5 protein-coding genes are annotated in these 17030 nt (G+C 63.8%); 3 read left to right on the top strand and 2 right to left on the bottom strand.

The window, feature by feature from the left end:
* Positions 1–43: 43 nt before the first annotated feature.
* A complete protein-coding gene (locus P3S72_RS06470; protein ID WP_276196678.1) occupies positions 44–6571 on the top strand; it encodes an NEL-type E3 ubiquitin ligase domain-containing protein in 6528 nt (2175 codons plus the stop codon).
* A gap of 45 nt (positions 6572–6616) precedes the next feature.
* Here the strand turns inward: P3S72_RS06470 and P3S72_RS06465 are convergent, their stop codons facing one another.
* The gene (locus P3S72_RS06465) at positions 6617–8035 is read right to left on the bottom strand and encodes an amino acid permease (protein ID WP_276196677.1); all 1419 of its coding nucleotides are present in this window, start codon (positions 8033–8035) and stop codon (positions 6617–6619) included.
* 346 nt (positions 8036–8381) lie between these two features.
* The gene (locus tag P3S72_RS06460; protein ID WP_276196676.1) at positions 8382–8699 is read right to left on the bottom strand and encodes a hypothetical protein; all 318 of its coding nucleotides are present in this window, start codon (positions 8697–8699) and stop codon (positions 8382–8384) included.
* A gap of 65 nt (positions 8700–8764) precedes the next feature.
* Here P3S72_RS06460 and P3S72_RS06455 point away from each other — a divergent pair, with 65 nt between their 5' ends.
* Both P3S72_RS06455 and P3S72_RS06450 read left to right on the top strand, forming a co-directional pair.
* On the top strand, positions 8765–11866 hold the full coding sequence (locus P3S72_RS06455) for a transglycosylase domain-containing protein (RefSeq protein ID WP_276196675.1): 3102 nt from the start codon (positions 8765–8767) through the stop codon (positions 11864–11866).
* An 84-nt stretch (positions 11867–11950) separates the two neighbouring features.
* Positions 11951–17029, top strand: coding sequence for an NEL-type E3 ubiquitin ligase domain-containing protein (locus P3S72_RS06450; protein WP_276196674.1), 5079 nt, complete (start codon positions 11951–11953; stop codon positions 17027–17029).
* The last annotated feature ends 1 nt before the right edge of the window (position 17030 follow it).

Raw genomic sequence — 17030 nt, 5'->3', positions numbered from 1 at the left:
GATGCTTCCATGCCCTTCCACTTATCGTGAAAGGTCATGGCACATGTCCACTTATCAACTGCTCAACGGTTTATCAGGGAACCTGCAGTCCCGCAGTTCCTGGTCACGCCAACAAGCCCTTGAGCAGATCCAGCACAACGTCATTCAAGCCATGAGCAGCTTGAACCCAGCGCAAACCGCCCGCTATGTCAGCTTGCAACGCGAGGCACTGAAAGCCCTGGCGGCTCTGGAAGCCGCCCAGCAAGCGCTGACCCGCGACTTCAAGACCCAAGGCCTTGCGCAACTGCGGGAAAAAATCGGCGGGCGCGATCCCGAGCAGTACACCCTTTTCACCCGGTTCAAGGAAAAACGCGAGCGGGGCTTTCCCTGGGACCCACCGGACCCGCTTGCCCCGATCGGCTACATGCCTATTCCCAAGGGCGCCAATCGTGCGCGACGAGCCGAGTACGACTTTCACTCCATTCACCACCTCAAGCACATGTCGCTGTGGGAGGCGGCGTGCCTCAACTACGGCTTCACCCACGCCATCCCCGGCGACTCGGGTTTCAGCCTGGTGGAAGCCAGCTATATCGTGGGGCCGGACAACGACCGCAGCCTGAGCGCAGTCACCTTCATCGAAGCCGCCCGCGCATTGGACCTGGGCGCACAGTTGCGCAACAAAGCCCGCACCGCGATGGCGCCGGGCGGACCGTTGCGCCCGTTATTCGACGCGGCGGCCAAGGCCAGCCTGAGCTTCGACGCGATCGAAGCCTACCGCAACCGCGCCACCACCGGCGTCACCCTGGACCTCTACACACGGCTGAACGCCGCCATCGACGGCACTGGCCCGCAGTTGCCGTTCGACACCCTGAACCTGAGCTCCGGCATCACCCCCCTGATCTCGGTGCCCTTCGTTGCCTGGGATACCGGCATCCCGGTGCCCTTGCTGCTGATCCGCGTGGCCAGCCTTGGCGTGTTGTCCTACTTCCCCTTTCGTCCCGGCGGGGCGTTGCAATACCACGACGATGCCCAGGCCGCGCAACGCACGTTTCGCACACAACTGCTGGACAGCCACGCCAAGAACGACTTGGGCTGGTTCTCCCGGCAATTGCCCTTGATCGGGCTGTCGCTGTTCAAATCACTCATCAACAAAGAGCACCCGCCCCAAGGCGCCAGTTGGCTGGGCAGGCAGGTGTACGAAGGTTTTCATCTGGCCTTTCCGCCAACAACCCTGAACAACATCCGCTTTCGCACCGACATCAAATCCGCTCGCGAAACCACCCTGGTGCAGGCCTGTGCCTATCGGCAGATCCAACGTTTCCAGGCAGACCTGGACACCCTGGCGCAAACCCGTTCGGAAAAAGACTGGCAAGCCCTCAAGGACGCGGCGGCGGCGATTGCCGGCGAGGTACTGCAACTGCTGCTCACCCCGCTGCCCGGCGGCGTCACCGGCATGAACCGGGTCATGCAACTGACGGTCATGGGCAGCCTGACCTACAGCGCCGCCCAGGGCGTGAATGAGCTGGTCAAGGGCGAGGCCAGCGGGTTTGCCTCGGCCCTGGCCGACGTCACAGACCTGGCGGTCAGCGGCAAATTGATCTCAACCGCCGGAAGAGCCCATCGCCAGCGCATGCACGCGTACCTGGAAAAACTCGGCAACCCGCACAGGATCACGCGCGCCGATGGCAGCCATGGGCTCTGGAAAGCCGACGCCCAACCCTATGCCCACGCCAACCAACGCCTGGTCAACGGCGTCACGCCCAACGCCGTGGGCATTTACACCGACCAGGAGCAGCTCTACGCCAAACTGCGCCAGGGCGAGAAGGACGTGCTGGTCGAAGTCAAATTCGACGACGTGAACAAACGCTACGTACTCACGCACGGCAAGGACGGCTACACCCCGGCGATTACCTTCGACCCGGCGCTCCAGGCCTGGACCTTCGATTTGCACAACGCCCATCTCCTGTCCAACCACGCGCTGCTGCAACGCATGCTGCCCAGCGGTGCCTCGACGATCGCGCCGGCCGCCCTAGAACACATGCTGCTCAGCACTGCCACCACGCGTGACACGCTGAACCGCGTGTGGCGCGCCCAGCCTGCACCGTTGAACCTGATCGAAGGGACCAGACGCCTGCAGGTCGACCAAGTCATCCAGCAAATCATCGAGCGGTTCCCCCAGCCTGGCCAACTGCCGGCGCATACCGACAGCACGGTCTTCTGCCTGCTGACCCAACTGAGCGGCTGGCCGACCGACACCCTGCTGCATATCCACAATCCAGACGGCACGCGGATCGAGACCTACGGTAAAACCGAGCAACCCCCACCGCGGCCCCATGCCATCAACCTCAAGCGCCGCGAGGACGGCAGCTACCTAAACCTCAACGACCCAGGCAGCGGCCCCGAAGGTGACGAGCACCTGCTTGAACTGATCATTCGCCAACAACCGCGCGACTCGACCTTGGGTAAAGAGCACCAGCCCAACGCCTCCGAGGACGCGCGCATCAGCAGCGTGCGCCAACAGGTGAGCGCATTGGCAAGCATCGAGCGACACGCGCTGTTTTCAGCCTTGTTCGATTACTGGGGCTATGAAAAAGGCGAACTCGCCGCCGCACCGGCGGCCCGGCGGTTTCTGCCGGTCAAGGTGTCACCCGCGTTGATCAGCGTCACGCCTTTGCTGAAAAAACTGCGCGACCTGAACCCGCCCCTGACCGCCGCCAACCTGGAACGGTTGCTTGCCGAACACCCGCTGACGCAGCGTCAGCAAGAAGCGTTCCTGACAGGAGGCACGCTGCCGGTGGCGTTTGTTGAAATGCTCGATCACCACCGCACCGCGCTGCGCATCGACGCGGTGATCGACAGCCTGTACAACCCCCGCGACTTCAACGCCGACACCGATCTCTGGGCCAGGGAGTTTGCCGGCGCGCTGATACGCGACACCCTTAAGCGGCCCTTCGTGGTCACGGATGTCGCCCGCGGCGAAACCTTCGTGCCCAGTGGTCCGGACGACCTCACCGTGAACCTGCGTTTGCACCCCGGTGGCCGCTACCAGGCCTACGACATCCGCAACGACGGCGAAATCCCCGTGTCGCCGGCTCATGACAGCTTCTATCTGGCCATCGCCTCGGTGCTCCACCCCCACGAACATCAACAGTTGGGCATGCGCAGCGCGACCGACGCCAAGGGCCTGCGCAAAACCCTGGGCGATAACATGAGCGCCCGGCGCAGCCCCGAAGGTTTCGTCAGCCTGGTCAATGGCTCGCTGTCGCCCTACGAACACAACCTGATGCTGTCACCTCACCTCACCCCCAGGGCCGACGGTATCTACACGATTGAGGGCAACGAGTACCTGCCACTGTCCGGCAGCCTGTACCGGGTCGCCTACGATAAAAAGATGTTCAAGTGGCGGCTCAAACACCCGAAAAAGATCGGCGTCGACACCCCGCTCCTGGAACACAACGGCCAGGGTGCCTGGCGACTGGCCAGCGAGGACCCGATGACCTGGGACACACACCAACTGTTCCACCGCCTGGGCCATAAGGACTACGCATTTACCCGCGAACAGGCCCAGCAAATCCTCGCCCTGACCGATACCCCCGACCACGTGCTGCGCCAGGTACACCGCGCCGGCCATCCGGCACCGCCGTTGCTGGCCGACACCTGCAAACGCTTCAAGATCGAACAACAGATCCGACGCTTCATCGAAGCGCTGCGGGTAGACCCCAATACCCAGAATGCCGATCCAGACCTGCAATTGCTGGTGATCTCCGGGTTGCCGGAGTGGCCGAACAGCCACAGGCTGCAAATCATCGGCCCGCACAATGAAGTGCGCTATCAACACCCCGCCACCGAGGGACCGAATGTTGAAACGATCCGCGTGAGCGAACTGCACTACAAGGAGGCCCGGCTGCTGAACGAACTCACACGCAACGACGCACTGATCAGCGCCTTGCTGGGAGAGTTGCCCACCTCCACTGAAGAACGCTTGTTCAAACTGGTGAAAAAAGTCATCGAGTTTGCCGAGCACGAAACCGACAAACTGTTCGATTCACAGTACAAAAGGAGCGAACGCAGAAGCCCCAACGCCGTGCACGAACGCTTCAAAGCCAAACACGCCGACTTACCCAACAGCACGGTCGAAGGCATCCTGAGCCATGCAACACCCCGCGAACTCAAGCAACTGCACGAACACGGCCAAGTCAGTCTGCGCCTCACCGAAAAAGCCCGCTTCACCGCCAATGAAGTCCGCCTCAATCGTGCTTTCGAAGGTTTGTATCTGGACAGCATGATCAACCCGGACAGTGACAAGATCATCCTGCACCTGCTCGACGCCGTGCCCGGCTGGCCCACTGACATTCGGGTTGAGATACGCGACAGTCACTTCAACGGCCCCCACATCGAAGCCGCCGGCAACCAGGCCGGAACGCGCCGAAACGTGCTGGTCAAGCAACACCGCATCTACCACGCCTACACCCCTCAGGGGACGGCACTCGCCGCACCCGTCGGCGCTGGCAGCCGATTGCTGGCGGCCATCGTCCAGACCTTGAGCCCTACCGAACGCACCTCGCTGGGGATCACCGATGAGTTCGACCTCTCACCCCTGCAAGAGCAGATCGCCAACCTGGCGCTGTCCCGCCGGGTCGAAATCAAAAGCCTGCTTGACCTGCCTCACTTGCAACCCTGGCTACAACCCGCCATGGGGCTGGATCGCTCGTTCCTGGTGTATCCCGTTTGGAGCTGGCTGTGGCCGTTCGGGGGGAACCGCACGCCCGACCTGATGAACAGGGTCCAGACGCTCTATCCAAGGTTTGACAATGACAACGCCCGCGCCTTCATCCAACAGCTCAACCTGGACGCGCCCGCCGCGCTGCTCGAGCTTGACCGGCGCCAGGCCGAATTCCGCTTCATGGACATTGAACTGACCCGCTGGAGCGACACCCCACGCCCCATCGACGCCCCCCAGACCGACCCGCTAGGCATGCATCTGGGGCAACGCCGCCACATCGCTAACCAACTGCGCAGGGCGTGGCGACGGGATGAGTCGACGTTGCATTATGTGGCGGGCTTGTTTGACGTCCACTCACTGACGTTGCGACTGGACGACAACGACCTGCCCACAGACGCCTTTGGTACGGGGTTCACCGGGTTCGAGCACATCGAGCACTTGAGCATCGCCGGGAACACCTTCCCCGCCGCAGGCCACGCGTTCCTCGCCCTCTTCCCCAACGTGCGCGCCTTGCACATCGACTGCGAGCTGACCGAACTGCCCGCCGCCATCACCGACATGACGCAACTGACCGACCTGAACCTGCAATTCAACAGGCTTCGCTTAACCGAAGCGTCGGCCGGGCGACTCGCCAACATGGTCAATCTGCGCAGTCTTAATCTGAATGGCAACCCCCTGGGCATCACCCCGGACCTTACCCGGATGGTCCAACTCACAAGCGTGAGGCTAAGGGGCACCGATCTCCATGAATGGCCGATAGGCGCCGCAGAGCACGGCAATCTGAACACGCTGTATTTGCAAGAAAACCAGATCAGCAGCATTCCCGAACAAGTCTTTACTCACATCAGGGCGCGCCTGCGCAACCGCCGTATCTATCTGCATGACAACCCGCTGTCCGCGCAAGCCCTGGAGCGCCTGGAGCAATACCGCACCGAAAGCGGCATTGTCATGGCCCGAGCCGTGCCAGGCATCACTCACGCGCCCGCGACAGAACGTCACGTCACGCCCTGGCTGCGCGCCCTCGACAGCGCTCAACACGCGCCGGCGAAACAACTGTGGGACGCGCTATCAAGCCAGGAAGGCGCCCGCCCGGATGACGCCTTCAGAGTATTGGCAGACCTGACCAAATCGTTGGATTACCGGCAGGGCGGTGCAACACGTACAACACTGACGCGTCGGGTCTGGCGGTTGCTCAACGGCCTGGGTGACTCCACCGAGCTGCGCGAAAAAGTCTTCCTCAACACCAGTGCTGCCGGCACCTGCGGCGACGGGGCCATGCTGCTGTTCAGCAACATGGAGCTCCTGCACCGGGTGCATCAGACCCTCGCTCGGTACAACAAGCAGCGGATCGACCGCGAACTGCTCGGCCTGGCCAAACAGGTGTATTACCTGGAGCAGCTCGATCAGTTCGCCGACGATCACACCCGCCGCTTGACCGCACAAGGGCGTTCGCCGGCCCCCGCCGAAATCACGCTGTTCTATCGCGTGACGTTACGCGAGGAATTCAACCTGCCGGTCCAGGCGGACCAAATGTTGTATTCAGTGGAGGGGTACGGCGTGGTCGACAATGATGTCCAACAGGCTCGTCAAATGCTGCGTGGGCTGAAGGATTCCCCTGGGCTGGCGAACGCGTACCGAACCCGCGACTTCTGGCTCGACTACCTGGAACGACGCTTTCCCGCGCCCTTCTTAACGATCAAGGAAGTGACCCGCAACAAGGTCGGGCGCTTGCAAAAGGAGCTGCCGGACAAACACTCCGATGAACACCTCGACCGGCTGCAAGCACTGATCGACACGCAGACCGCCGAGCGCAACCGCCTCATCGGCCAGTTGACGGACGCGGCCCTGCACGCGTTGCACCACGATTGAGGGCATCAAGGCGGCCTGTGCGCGACAGGCCGCCTTGAACAAGCGTTACGCCGAGCGCGCGACGCCTTGGGCAACCTGGGTCGGTTGCAATTTGAACACGTAGAACAGCACGGTCAGCAGCACCAGAAACACCGGGCCTACATACAGCGCGATGCGGGTGTCCGGGAAGTACGCCATCAAGCCCACCACCAGCACCAGGAAGGCCAAGGCCAGGTAGGAACTGACTGGGTACAGCCACATGCGGTACTTGAGGCCCGCCTGTTCCGCCGGGCTCAGGCTCTTACGGAACTTGAGCTGCGCCAGCAGGATCATCACCCAGGTCCAGATCGCGCCGAAGGTGGCAATCGAGGTGACCCACACGAAGACTTTCTCCGGCACCAGGTAGTTGAGCAGCACGCCCAGCAGCAACGCCGCGATCGACAGCAGCAGCGCATTGCGCGGCACACCGTTGCGCGAGGTGGAGCCGAAGGTCGCCGGGGCCTGGCCGTTCTGCGCGAGGCTGTAGAGCATGCGCCCGGTGCTGAAGATGCCGCCGTTGCAGGAAGACAATGCGGCGGTAATCACCACGAAGTTGATGATACCGGCGGCGGTCTTGATGCCCAGGCGCTCGAAGGTCATCACGAACGGGCTGCCCTGGGTGCCGATTTCATTCCATGGGTAGATCGACAGAATCACGAACAAGGCGCCGACGTAGAACAGCAGGATGCGCCAGAACACCGAGCCGATGGCATTCGGGATGGTCTTCTGCGGGTTCTTCGCTTCACCGGCGGTAAGGCCGATCATTTCCACACCCAGGTAGGCGAACATCACCATTTGCAGGGACATCAACACGCCCTGCACACCATTGGGCATGAAGCCGCCGTGGGCCCACAGGTTGGAAATCCCCAGCGCTACGCCGTCATTGCCGAAGCCGAACGCGATGACGCCGACGCCGCCGATCACCATCGCGATGATGGTGACGATCTTGATCAGGGCGAACCAGAACTCGAACTCACCGAACGCCTTGACCGCGATCAGGTTGATCGTGCCCATGCTGAGCAAGGCCGCCAGGGCCCAGATCCAGCGCGGCACATCGGGGAACCAGACGCCCATGTACACGGCCACGGCGGTGATCTCCGCCACACAGGTCACCAGCCACAGGAACCAATAGTTCCAGCCGGTCAGGAAGCCCGCCAACGGGCCGAGGTAATCCTGGGCATAGCGGCTGAACGAGCCGGCGACGGGGTTGTGGACCGCCATTTCGCCCAGCGCGCGCATGATCACCAGGATCGCCAGGCCGCCGATGATGTAAGAGAGCATGATCGCCGGGCCGGCCATTTCAATGGCCTTGGCCGAGCCAAGGAACAGGCCGACACCGATACAGGCGCCGAGGGCCATCAGGCGAATATGCCGTTCGCCCAGTTCACGTTTCAGCGGGCCGCCCTGAGCGGTCTCGCCATGAGGCAGGTGGTTGCCAACTGGCATAGGGGTACAACCTCGTCTTGTTATTGGATTAATCCACCGAGTACTCGACGTCACGGCAGGTCCGCCACGACGCCTCTCACCGAGCTCGCCTCATGGGCCAACCCGTCTGGCCGGGGCCAGTTCAGCGGGGGTGCAGTATAAAAAGCTCAACCCAGGGTTTTTCACTCAATAAACAGCAAGATTCAGCGAGAAGTCGCGGTAAAAGCGCCTTTTGTGGAGAGGCATTACCTGGATAGCGTAGGGATTTTCTCGTTTTGACGCGCGCCGAGTATTGCACAGCTTTGGTGCAGCGTCATGCCCCTACCTAGGCCGCATATACCCACCCGAAGGCTCTGTCTCAACACTTTCAGCCCATCAGGCAGACAACGCGGAAGCCGGCCACGGTCGAACGGGAAGCATCGCCATACCAGCGCCCGGGAGGCCCCGTCACCATGGGCCGCTTCGATTGCCAGCACGGCAATCCCAGCGAAAGGATCTCCCCATGCCGACCACCCTCGATGTCCTGAAACACGGCCGGGCGCACCTGCATCCGTCGTTCGGACGCCTGGGCAACATCCGGCAACGTGGCGCGGGTCAAAAGCACCGGCATCGGCCAGGCCAACGACCGCAATTGGCTGGCGCTGCTGCGCAGCGGAGTGAAACGCCCACAGCCGTGAGCTGACACATTTCGTCACCAACGACTACGCTTCAACCAAGTCCGATCAATCTACGTCAATGGATCAATCGACTATGGGCGCTTTATGGCAAACCGATTCGAAGCAGGCTGCGCTGCCAACCGACAGCCCGGATCAACCGCCATTGCCACACCGCGCCCGCACGCGAACAGCGTGGTGGCGCCTGGTGTGGCTGGTGCTGTTGCTCGCGCTACTAGCCCTGGGCTGGGCCGCCAGCGTGGAAATGCGCACCTCGCGCCTGCAAGCACGCTACCTAAGCCCGTTGGCCGCATCGCTCAGTTATCGCCTGGAACCCGGCGCCAGCGATGCCATCGTGTATCCCGGCGACGGCCCGTTCGACCGGCGCCTGGGCTACAGCGCCCTCGGTGAATTCCTACCGCGCCTGCTCAAGCGCAATTACCTGATCCAGGCCCAGACGCGCTTCTCCCCGGCCTTGCTGGGCTATGCCGAGCACGGGCTGTTCGTGCCCTACGCGGAAAAAGTCCAGGCCGGCCTGAGCATCACCGATTGCCGCGCCGCGCCGCTGTACACCTTCACCTACCCGCAACAGCTCTATACGAGCTTTGCCGCGATCCCGCCGCTGGTGGTGCAGAGCCTGCTGTTCATTGAAGACCGCGACCTGCTCGACCCCAAGCAACCGCTGGCCAACCCGGCGGTCGACTGGCCGCGCTTTGCCAAGGCGGCCTGGTCGCAAGTGGCCAAACTCCTGCATCTACCAGGGCAGACCGCCGGCGGCAGCACCCTGGCCACGCAGCTCGAAAAATATCGCCATTCGCCCGACGGCTTGACCGTGTCCGGCGGCGAAAAAATTCGCCAGATGCTCTCCGCCAGCGTCCGGGCCTACCAGGCCGGGCCCGACACCCTGGGCAGTCGGCAGAATATCGTGCGCGATTATCTCAACAGCGTGCCGCTGTCTGCGGTGCCTGGCCACGGCGAAGTGCATGGCCTGGCCGAGGGGCTGCGGGTGTGGTACGGCGCCGACTTCAATCAGGTCAACCAGGCCTTGAGCGACAGCGCGCAAGACCCGCCTAGCCTGGCCAGACGCGGCCTGGCCCTGCGCCAGGTGTTGTCGCTGATGATTGCCCAGCGCCGCCCCTCGCACTACCTGACCAAAGGCCGCGAAGAGCTGGCGCAATTGACCGACAGCCATATCCGCCTGCTCGCGCAGAACCAGGTGATCCCCGCCACCTTGTCCGCCGCCGCCCTCGCCAGCCCTGTGACCTACCGCGACTGGCAGCAGCAACCGACCCTGCAGCCGGTGGAAACCAACAAGGCCATCAACGTTGCGCGCAGCCGTCTCGCCAACCTGCTCAACCGCTCGCTGTATGACCTCGACCGCCTCGATCTGTCGGCCACCAGCACCTTGCACTACGCGCTGCAAACCCAGGCCACCGACTACCTCAAGCACTTGGCCGACCCGACGTTCGCCGCGCAAATGGGCCTGCTCGGCCCGCGCCTGCTAACCCCGCAAAGCACGCCGCAGGTGCGCTACAGCTTCACCCTCTACGAACTGACACCCGACGGCGCACGCGTGCGGGTGCAGACCGACAACACCGACCAGCCGTTCGACATCAACGAAGGCAGCAAGCTGGAACTGGGCTCCACCGCCAAGCTGCGGGTGCTGACCACCTACCTGCAAATCATCACCGAGCTGCATGAGCGCTACCAGGCGCGCACGCCCGCCGAGCTGAAAAACGTCGAACTGCCCGAACAGGACGTGCTCTCGCGTTGGGCGCTGAATTACCTGACCCAGCACAGCGACCGCGACCTGTCGAAGATGCTCGACGCCGCCCTCGACCGCACCTATTCGGCCAACCCCGGCGAGGCGTTTTTCACCGGTGGCGGCCTGCACCGTTTCCATAACTTTCGCAACGAAGACAACGGCCGCGACCCGACCTTGCGCGATGCCCTGCGCGAGTCGATCAACCTGCCGTTCATTCGCTTGATGCGTGATCTGGTGCGCTACACCACCTATTCGGGCGAAGACAACAGCGCACGGCTGCTCAAGGACGACAACGACCCGCGCCGCCAGGAATACCTGGCCAAATTCGCCGACCACGAAGGCACCGCATTCCTGCTCAAGTTCTGGAAAAAATACCGCCACAAAGACACCCAGGCCCGGCTCGACACCTTCATGGACAGCCTGCACCCCACCGCGATCCGCCTGGCCGCCGTCCACCGCTACCTGCTGCCCCAGGCCAGCCAGGAGAGTTTCAACGGCTTCGTGCGCTCGCACCTGAAGCACCTCAAAACCACCGATAAGCTCACCGACGAGCGCCTCGAACGGCTCTACCAGAGCTACGGCCCCGGCGCTTACAACCTGCCGGACCAGGGCTATATCGCCAAGGTGCATCCGCTGGACCTGTGGTTACTGGGCTACCTGCTCAACCACCCCGAAGCGACCTTCGACGAGATCGTCAAAGCCAGTGAGTTCGAGCGCCAGGAGGTCTATAGCTGGTTGTTCAAGAGCCGCCACCAGAGTGCGCGTGACAGCCGGATTCGCACCATGCTGGAGATCGAAGCGTTCCTCGATATCCACCAGCGCTGGCAGGCCGTGGGCTATCCGTTCGACCACCTGGTGCCGTCGCTGGCCACCGCCATCGGCAGCTCCGGCGACCGCCCCGCCGCCCTCGCGGAACTGATGGGGATCATCCTCAACGACGGCGTGCGCCTGCCCGTGCTGCGTATCGACAGCCTGCAATTCGCCAGCGGCACGCCCTACGAAACCCACGTCGCCAACGACCCGAATCGCGGCAAACGCGTGCTGCCCAGCGAAGTCGCCACGGCGTTGCGCGGCGCGCTGTCGCAAGTGGTCGACGCCGGCACCGCCAAGCGCGTGGCCGGCAGCTTCAAACTGGCCGACGGCACACCGCTGGCGATGGGCGGCAAAACCGGCACCGGCGATAACCGCATCGAAGCCATGGGGGCCGGCGGGCGCATGCTCAGTTCGAAATCGATCAACCGCACGGCGACCTTCGTGTTCTACATCGGCGCGCATCACTTCGGCACCCTCACCGCGTTTGTGCCGGGGGCGTCGGCGCAGCACTTCACCTTCACGTCAGCCTTGCCGGTGCAGGTGCTCAAGGGCATGGCGCCGATGCTCAACCCACTCCTGCAACCGGGCGACCCGGCGCTGTGCCTGGCGGGCAAACACTGACGCGCGGCTGCACTACCTATCTGCCACCACCGCGCAACAGCGCTGAACACACTGATGGATCACCCTTTTATCAGGACCTGATCCATGCCCGCTCTACCGCCACTCGACAGCGCCTTCAACGGCGCCCACTACGCGCACATCCGCGACGCCCTACCGCGCTGGCTCACCCAGGCCACGCCTGAACGCCTCGGCGCATTGACAGCCACCCGCCTCAACGTCGTGAGCACGCCAGCCCCGCTCAAGGCCGCGATTGCCGAGCACTGGCACCGGCAAAACCTGCTGGACGAACGGCTCGCCGGCTTGAACGATGTGTACGCCTTCGCCGAACCCTTGCTGAAAAACGCCCTGCGCGACTACGGCGCCGTGGAGGTACGCAACACTTACCTGCGCCTCTACGTCGACGCCAGCCAGGCCTGGTGGACGCTCAACGTGACCGGCGCCCAGACCAGCAAGACCGTCTCGTTGCTCGACGCGGCGCTGGGCAACTTCGCCGCCGACGACCGCTTTCTCGATTTCGCCTTCCTCGGGCCGAGCGACGTGCGAGGCCAGCGCGATGTCGTGTCGATCAGCCACCGCACCAGCGGCGCCCGGCTCACGGCGCAGCGCTTCAAAGCCATTTGCCGCCAGCTCGACATCGGCGCGCAGTATCAACTCAGGCTCAGCCAGGCGCTTGGCTTCAACCACCCGCCGCTGGCCCGCACGGTTCACGACGAAGTGGTCGCACGCCACAAGGCCGCGCTGAAAAGCGCCGCGCACCTGGCCCTGCTCCAGGGTGACCTCAAGCCCGACGCCCACGGCATGCTGCTTGAGCGGGTGAACGAGCAGCCGACGGCGCTCCAGGCCTATACCCTCAGCGTGATGAATGTCGCCCTGGTGGGCATCGCGCTGTTTATCGCCGCGCCAAGCCCCCGAGTGATCGCTTACGTCGCCGAAGACCCCGAGCACCCGCTCAAGGAGTACCCGTCGCCGCAGGCGTTCATGGCCGAACTGACCCGTCAGTTGCGCGACCGGGCGCGCTATCAGGTGTTCTTCAGCCAGTTCGTGCCCCATGCCGAGCGCGGCGCTTTTTTTGCCGGGCTCAATGCGCGCCTCAGCCACATCCAGTGGCATCAGAAGGCCCGCACCGACAGCGGGCCGAGCTGGAAAGACACGCCGATCAGCGATCCCAACCTGCACTTCAGCGTGCAACGCTGGCAGGACGACTATCGCCAGCGCCCGCCGACACCTCACGCGGACACCCTGTGGAGTTACCTGTTTCGCGTGCAACTGAACAAAATCGTCAACGATGCGCGAACCCTCGCCGTGTCCACCGCCGACGTCGAGCGCCACGCCCGCTGGGCCTGGTGGGACAACCTGGAGCAGATGCTCGGCGACATCCTCAATGCCGCGTTGCTGGTGCTGACCCCGTTCGTGCCGGTGCTCGGCGAACTGATGCTGGTCTACAGCGCGTACCAGATCATGGACGAGGTGTTCGAAGGCCTCGTCGATTGGACCGAGGGCCGGCGCACCGAAGCCTGGGAACACGTGACGGGGGTGGCCGACAGCGTGATGCAGTTTGCCCTGTTTGCGGCGGGCGGCAGTCTTGGTCAATTGGCGCGGCTCAAACGCTCGCCCTTTATCGAAGGCCTGGTCCCGGTAGAGCGGGCCGACGGCACACGGCGGTTGTGGAACCCGGACATCCGCGCGTTCGCCCAGAAAAACCCGATCCCCGACGGCTCGGTGCCCTCGCCCTCGGGCCTGCATCAGCATGCTGGCAAAACCCTGCTGGCCCTCGGCGGCCAGCACCTGGAGGTGCAATACGACCCGCTCAGCGAAGCGCACCGCGTGGTCCACCCCGAACGCCCGGACGCCTACCGGCCACGCCTGCAATTGAACGGCGACGGCGCCGTGACCCATGAGGGCGAACGCCCGCGCACGTGGGAGCGCGCGCAATTGCTGCGCCGTCTTGGGCATCGGGTGCAACCGTTCAGCGACACGCAACTGGAGCAGCTAAGGGTTGCCAGCGCCACCGAAGACGGCGCGTTACGCCGCATGTACGAGCACAACGAACCCCTGCCGCCGCTGCTCGATGCCAGCCTCAAACGGCTCGAAGCGGACGAGTCCATCAGGGTCGCCAGTGAAAAAATCCGCGCAGGGCAAGCCTTGAGCGCCGACCCGAGCTCGGACTGGTTCGAGCAAATGGTCACCGAACTCGACGGCTGGCCCCAGGACAAAGCCCTGCAGGTGTTCCTCAAGCCCGACCTGAGCGGCACGTCGCACCGCTATGGCGCCGCGCACGCCAGCCCAGCCGACACCTTGCACATCAGCCTCGGCGAGGTGCTGTCCGGTCATTTGCCGGAACGGGTGCTGGGGTTTCTGGATGAAGCGGCGATCACCGCCCTGCTGGGCGTCGAGGTGCCCGAATCGCAGCGCGTACAAGCGTTGCGCGAGCAACTGGCCCGCTACGTACTGAGCCAGAGCCGCGATACCGCGCCGGCGGTCTACCGCGCCCGTGAAGCGAGCGACGACCCCGGCATCATCGGCCTGCGCCAGGACCACCCCGACCTCGACCTGAGCCTGGCCCGCCGCCTGCTGGAGACCGCCCGCCCGAGCGAACGCCAGGCCTTGGCCGACCAGCATCGCTGGCCGCTGCGCCTGCGCAACCTGGCCCATGAGCTGCACGTGGCCGCCGATTCGGTGCGCGCCTACGAAGGCTTCTATCCACCGGCGTCGCCCAGCCCGGCGACGGAAAGCCTGGTGCTCAAGACCCTGCTGTTTCATACCGATGCGCTCACCGATCTGCACATTCAAATCCGCCAAACCTCCATCACCGGCACCCTACGCAGCCAGGCCGGGCCGGACACCGCCAGCACGCGTCGAGTACTGGTGCGCAACAGCCTGGGTTACGCGGTCTACGACGCTGCAGGCCGGCAGTTGCACAGCCCGAGCAGTCTGTACGAGGCTGTGTTGCGGGTGCTGCCCGACGCGTCACGTAGCACGCTAGGTTACAACCCCGGCGACGGCGACGGCTTCCAAAACTGGTTGATGACCACCCTGGAACCCTTGGCCGAGCGCCGCAAGCTGCTGGCAGCGCCGGCAACCCACCGCGTCATGGAGCGACACACCCAGCAATTGCTCGGCGGCCCGCTGCTCAGTCGCTGCCGCGCAGCCCCAGCCGATACCCACGCGACGTTTGCGCGCGAGGTGCTGCAGCGCTTGTTTCCGAGCCTGAGCGAGCAACGCTTGAACCGTTTTATCGACGAAATCCCCCCCGACCAACTGAGCACCACCCTGAACGAGCTGACCCTGCAAAAACACACCCTGCGCACCCAATTGCAGGCCTGGAAACAATCGCCCACCCATCACCCCAAAGGCAGCGCGCAGGAACGCCAACAACTGGCCGCCCGCCGACGCCTGGCCCACCTGCTTGAACAGTGCTGGGGCGAGCGCTACGCCGAATACACCGACGATTGGGGCAGAACTCAGCCCGGCGCGCGGATCGATCTGGACGGCATGCCGTTACCCGAGTCGCTGCCTGCGCTGACCGTCAACTTTGAGCACGTGACGTTCCTGAACCTGAGCCAGAGCAGCGTCGGGCAAACCCATTGCGGCTTGCTCAAACACTTCCCGGCGCTGCGCTCCCTGGACCTGAGCCACAACAACCTGACGAGCTTGCCGGTCGAACTGGCGGCGATGCGGGTTCTGCGCAACCTGAACCTGTCGAACAACCGCATGGTGCTGTTCCCTGAAGACGTGACGCGCCTGCGCAATCTACGGCGCCTGCAAACCGTGATTCTGGACCACAACCCCCTCGCGGCCCCGCCGGACATCACGCGCATGCCCAACCTGCGCCGCCTCGACCTGAACCATACGCAAATCAGCCAATGGCCCCGCGGCCTGTTTGCCCACCCCAGGAACGACATGTTCGACCTCGACCTGAGCGGCAACCCGATCACCGCCCTGCCCGCGCTCACGCCGCAGCCCACCGCCGCACGCACCGTGGCGCGTACCCGCCTGGACCGCAACGCGCTGGACGACGATCAGCGCACCCTGTACGAGCGCTACCGCAGCGAGGCCGGGCTGGACCCGTATCGCACCTACGAACCCCAAGGCAGCAGCGACCCCTGGCTGGCTGGCGTCGACGCCAACACCCGGCGTATCCGCGAGCAATTGTGGGACGCGGTCGAAGACGAACACGGCTCCCAGGGCTTTTTCGAAGTGATCAAACTGCTTGAGCCTCCCGAGTTTTTTGAGAACCCCCAGGACCAGCAGCGCTATGCCCTCAACCAAGCGCAGCTGACGCAACGGGTGTGGCGCTTGATCAACGCCACCCACGCCGACAGCGCACTGCGCGAGCGGTTGTTCAAGCTGTCGAGCTTCCCCGGTTTGTGTGGCGATGGCGGCGCGCAGATTTTCAATGAGATGGGCATTGAGGTGATGGCCAGCGAAGCACGGCGCTTTTCGGTGACACTGCCTGAACTCGAAGGCCGACTGGTGACCCTGGCCAAAGGCGCGGCGCGCCTCAAACACCTGAACCAGGTGGCCCAGGCAGAAGTCGCCCGCCGCCTGCGGCCCAAAGCGGCCGGTGGCGAAGGCCTGCACCTGCGCTCAGAACGGGTGGATGGCGAAGCGGGCGAGGTGGACGAAGTGGATATCCACCTGGCCTACCAGACCGCGCTGGCCAACCTGCTGGACTTGCCCTGGCTGTCGGACCACATGCTGTACCGCGACACCGCCAATGTCAGCCCGCCCCAGATCCAACAGGCTTACACCACCGTTCAGGCACTGGGCCAGGGCGACGGCCTGGTCAACCAGATCTTACTGGAGCCGTACTGGGAGACCTTCCTGCAGCAAACCTACGACACCCTCTCTCAACAGAATGCCAGCGCGTACACCGAGAAGTTCTACCGCCTGGACGACCTGCAAACCCTGCAGGCGCAATGGCGCGAGGAACAGGAACCGCAGCAGAAAGACCGGCTCAAAAACAAGCTCAAGGCACTCGCGGACGAACTGGAAACCACCGAAAGCGTCGTACTGACCGACACACCGATCAGTGAAGCGCTGAACAACCGCCTGCTCAACGACCTGGGGTACAAGGAGAAGGAATGGATGCGCGGCCTGACCCGCGAGGCCCTGAAAAAGGCCCGCCAACGCCATAACCGCGAGCCCTTGCCCGAACAATGAG

The organism is Pseudomonas sp. D3 (assembly GCF_029320995.1).
GTDB classification, from domain to species: domain Bacteria; phylum Pseudomonadota; class Gammaproteobacteria; order Pseudomonadales; family Pseudomonadaceae; genus Aquipseudomonas; species Aquipseudomonas paraveronii.
Note: the sequence above shows the minus strand (reverse complement) of the source record. Positions and strands in the feature narration are given on the sequence as shown.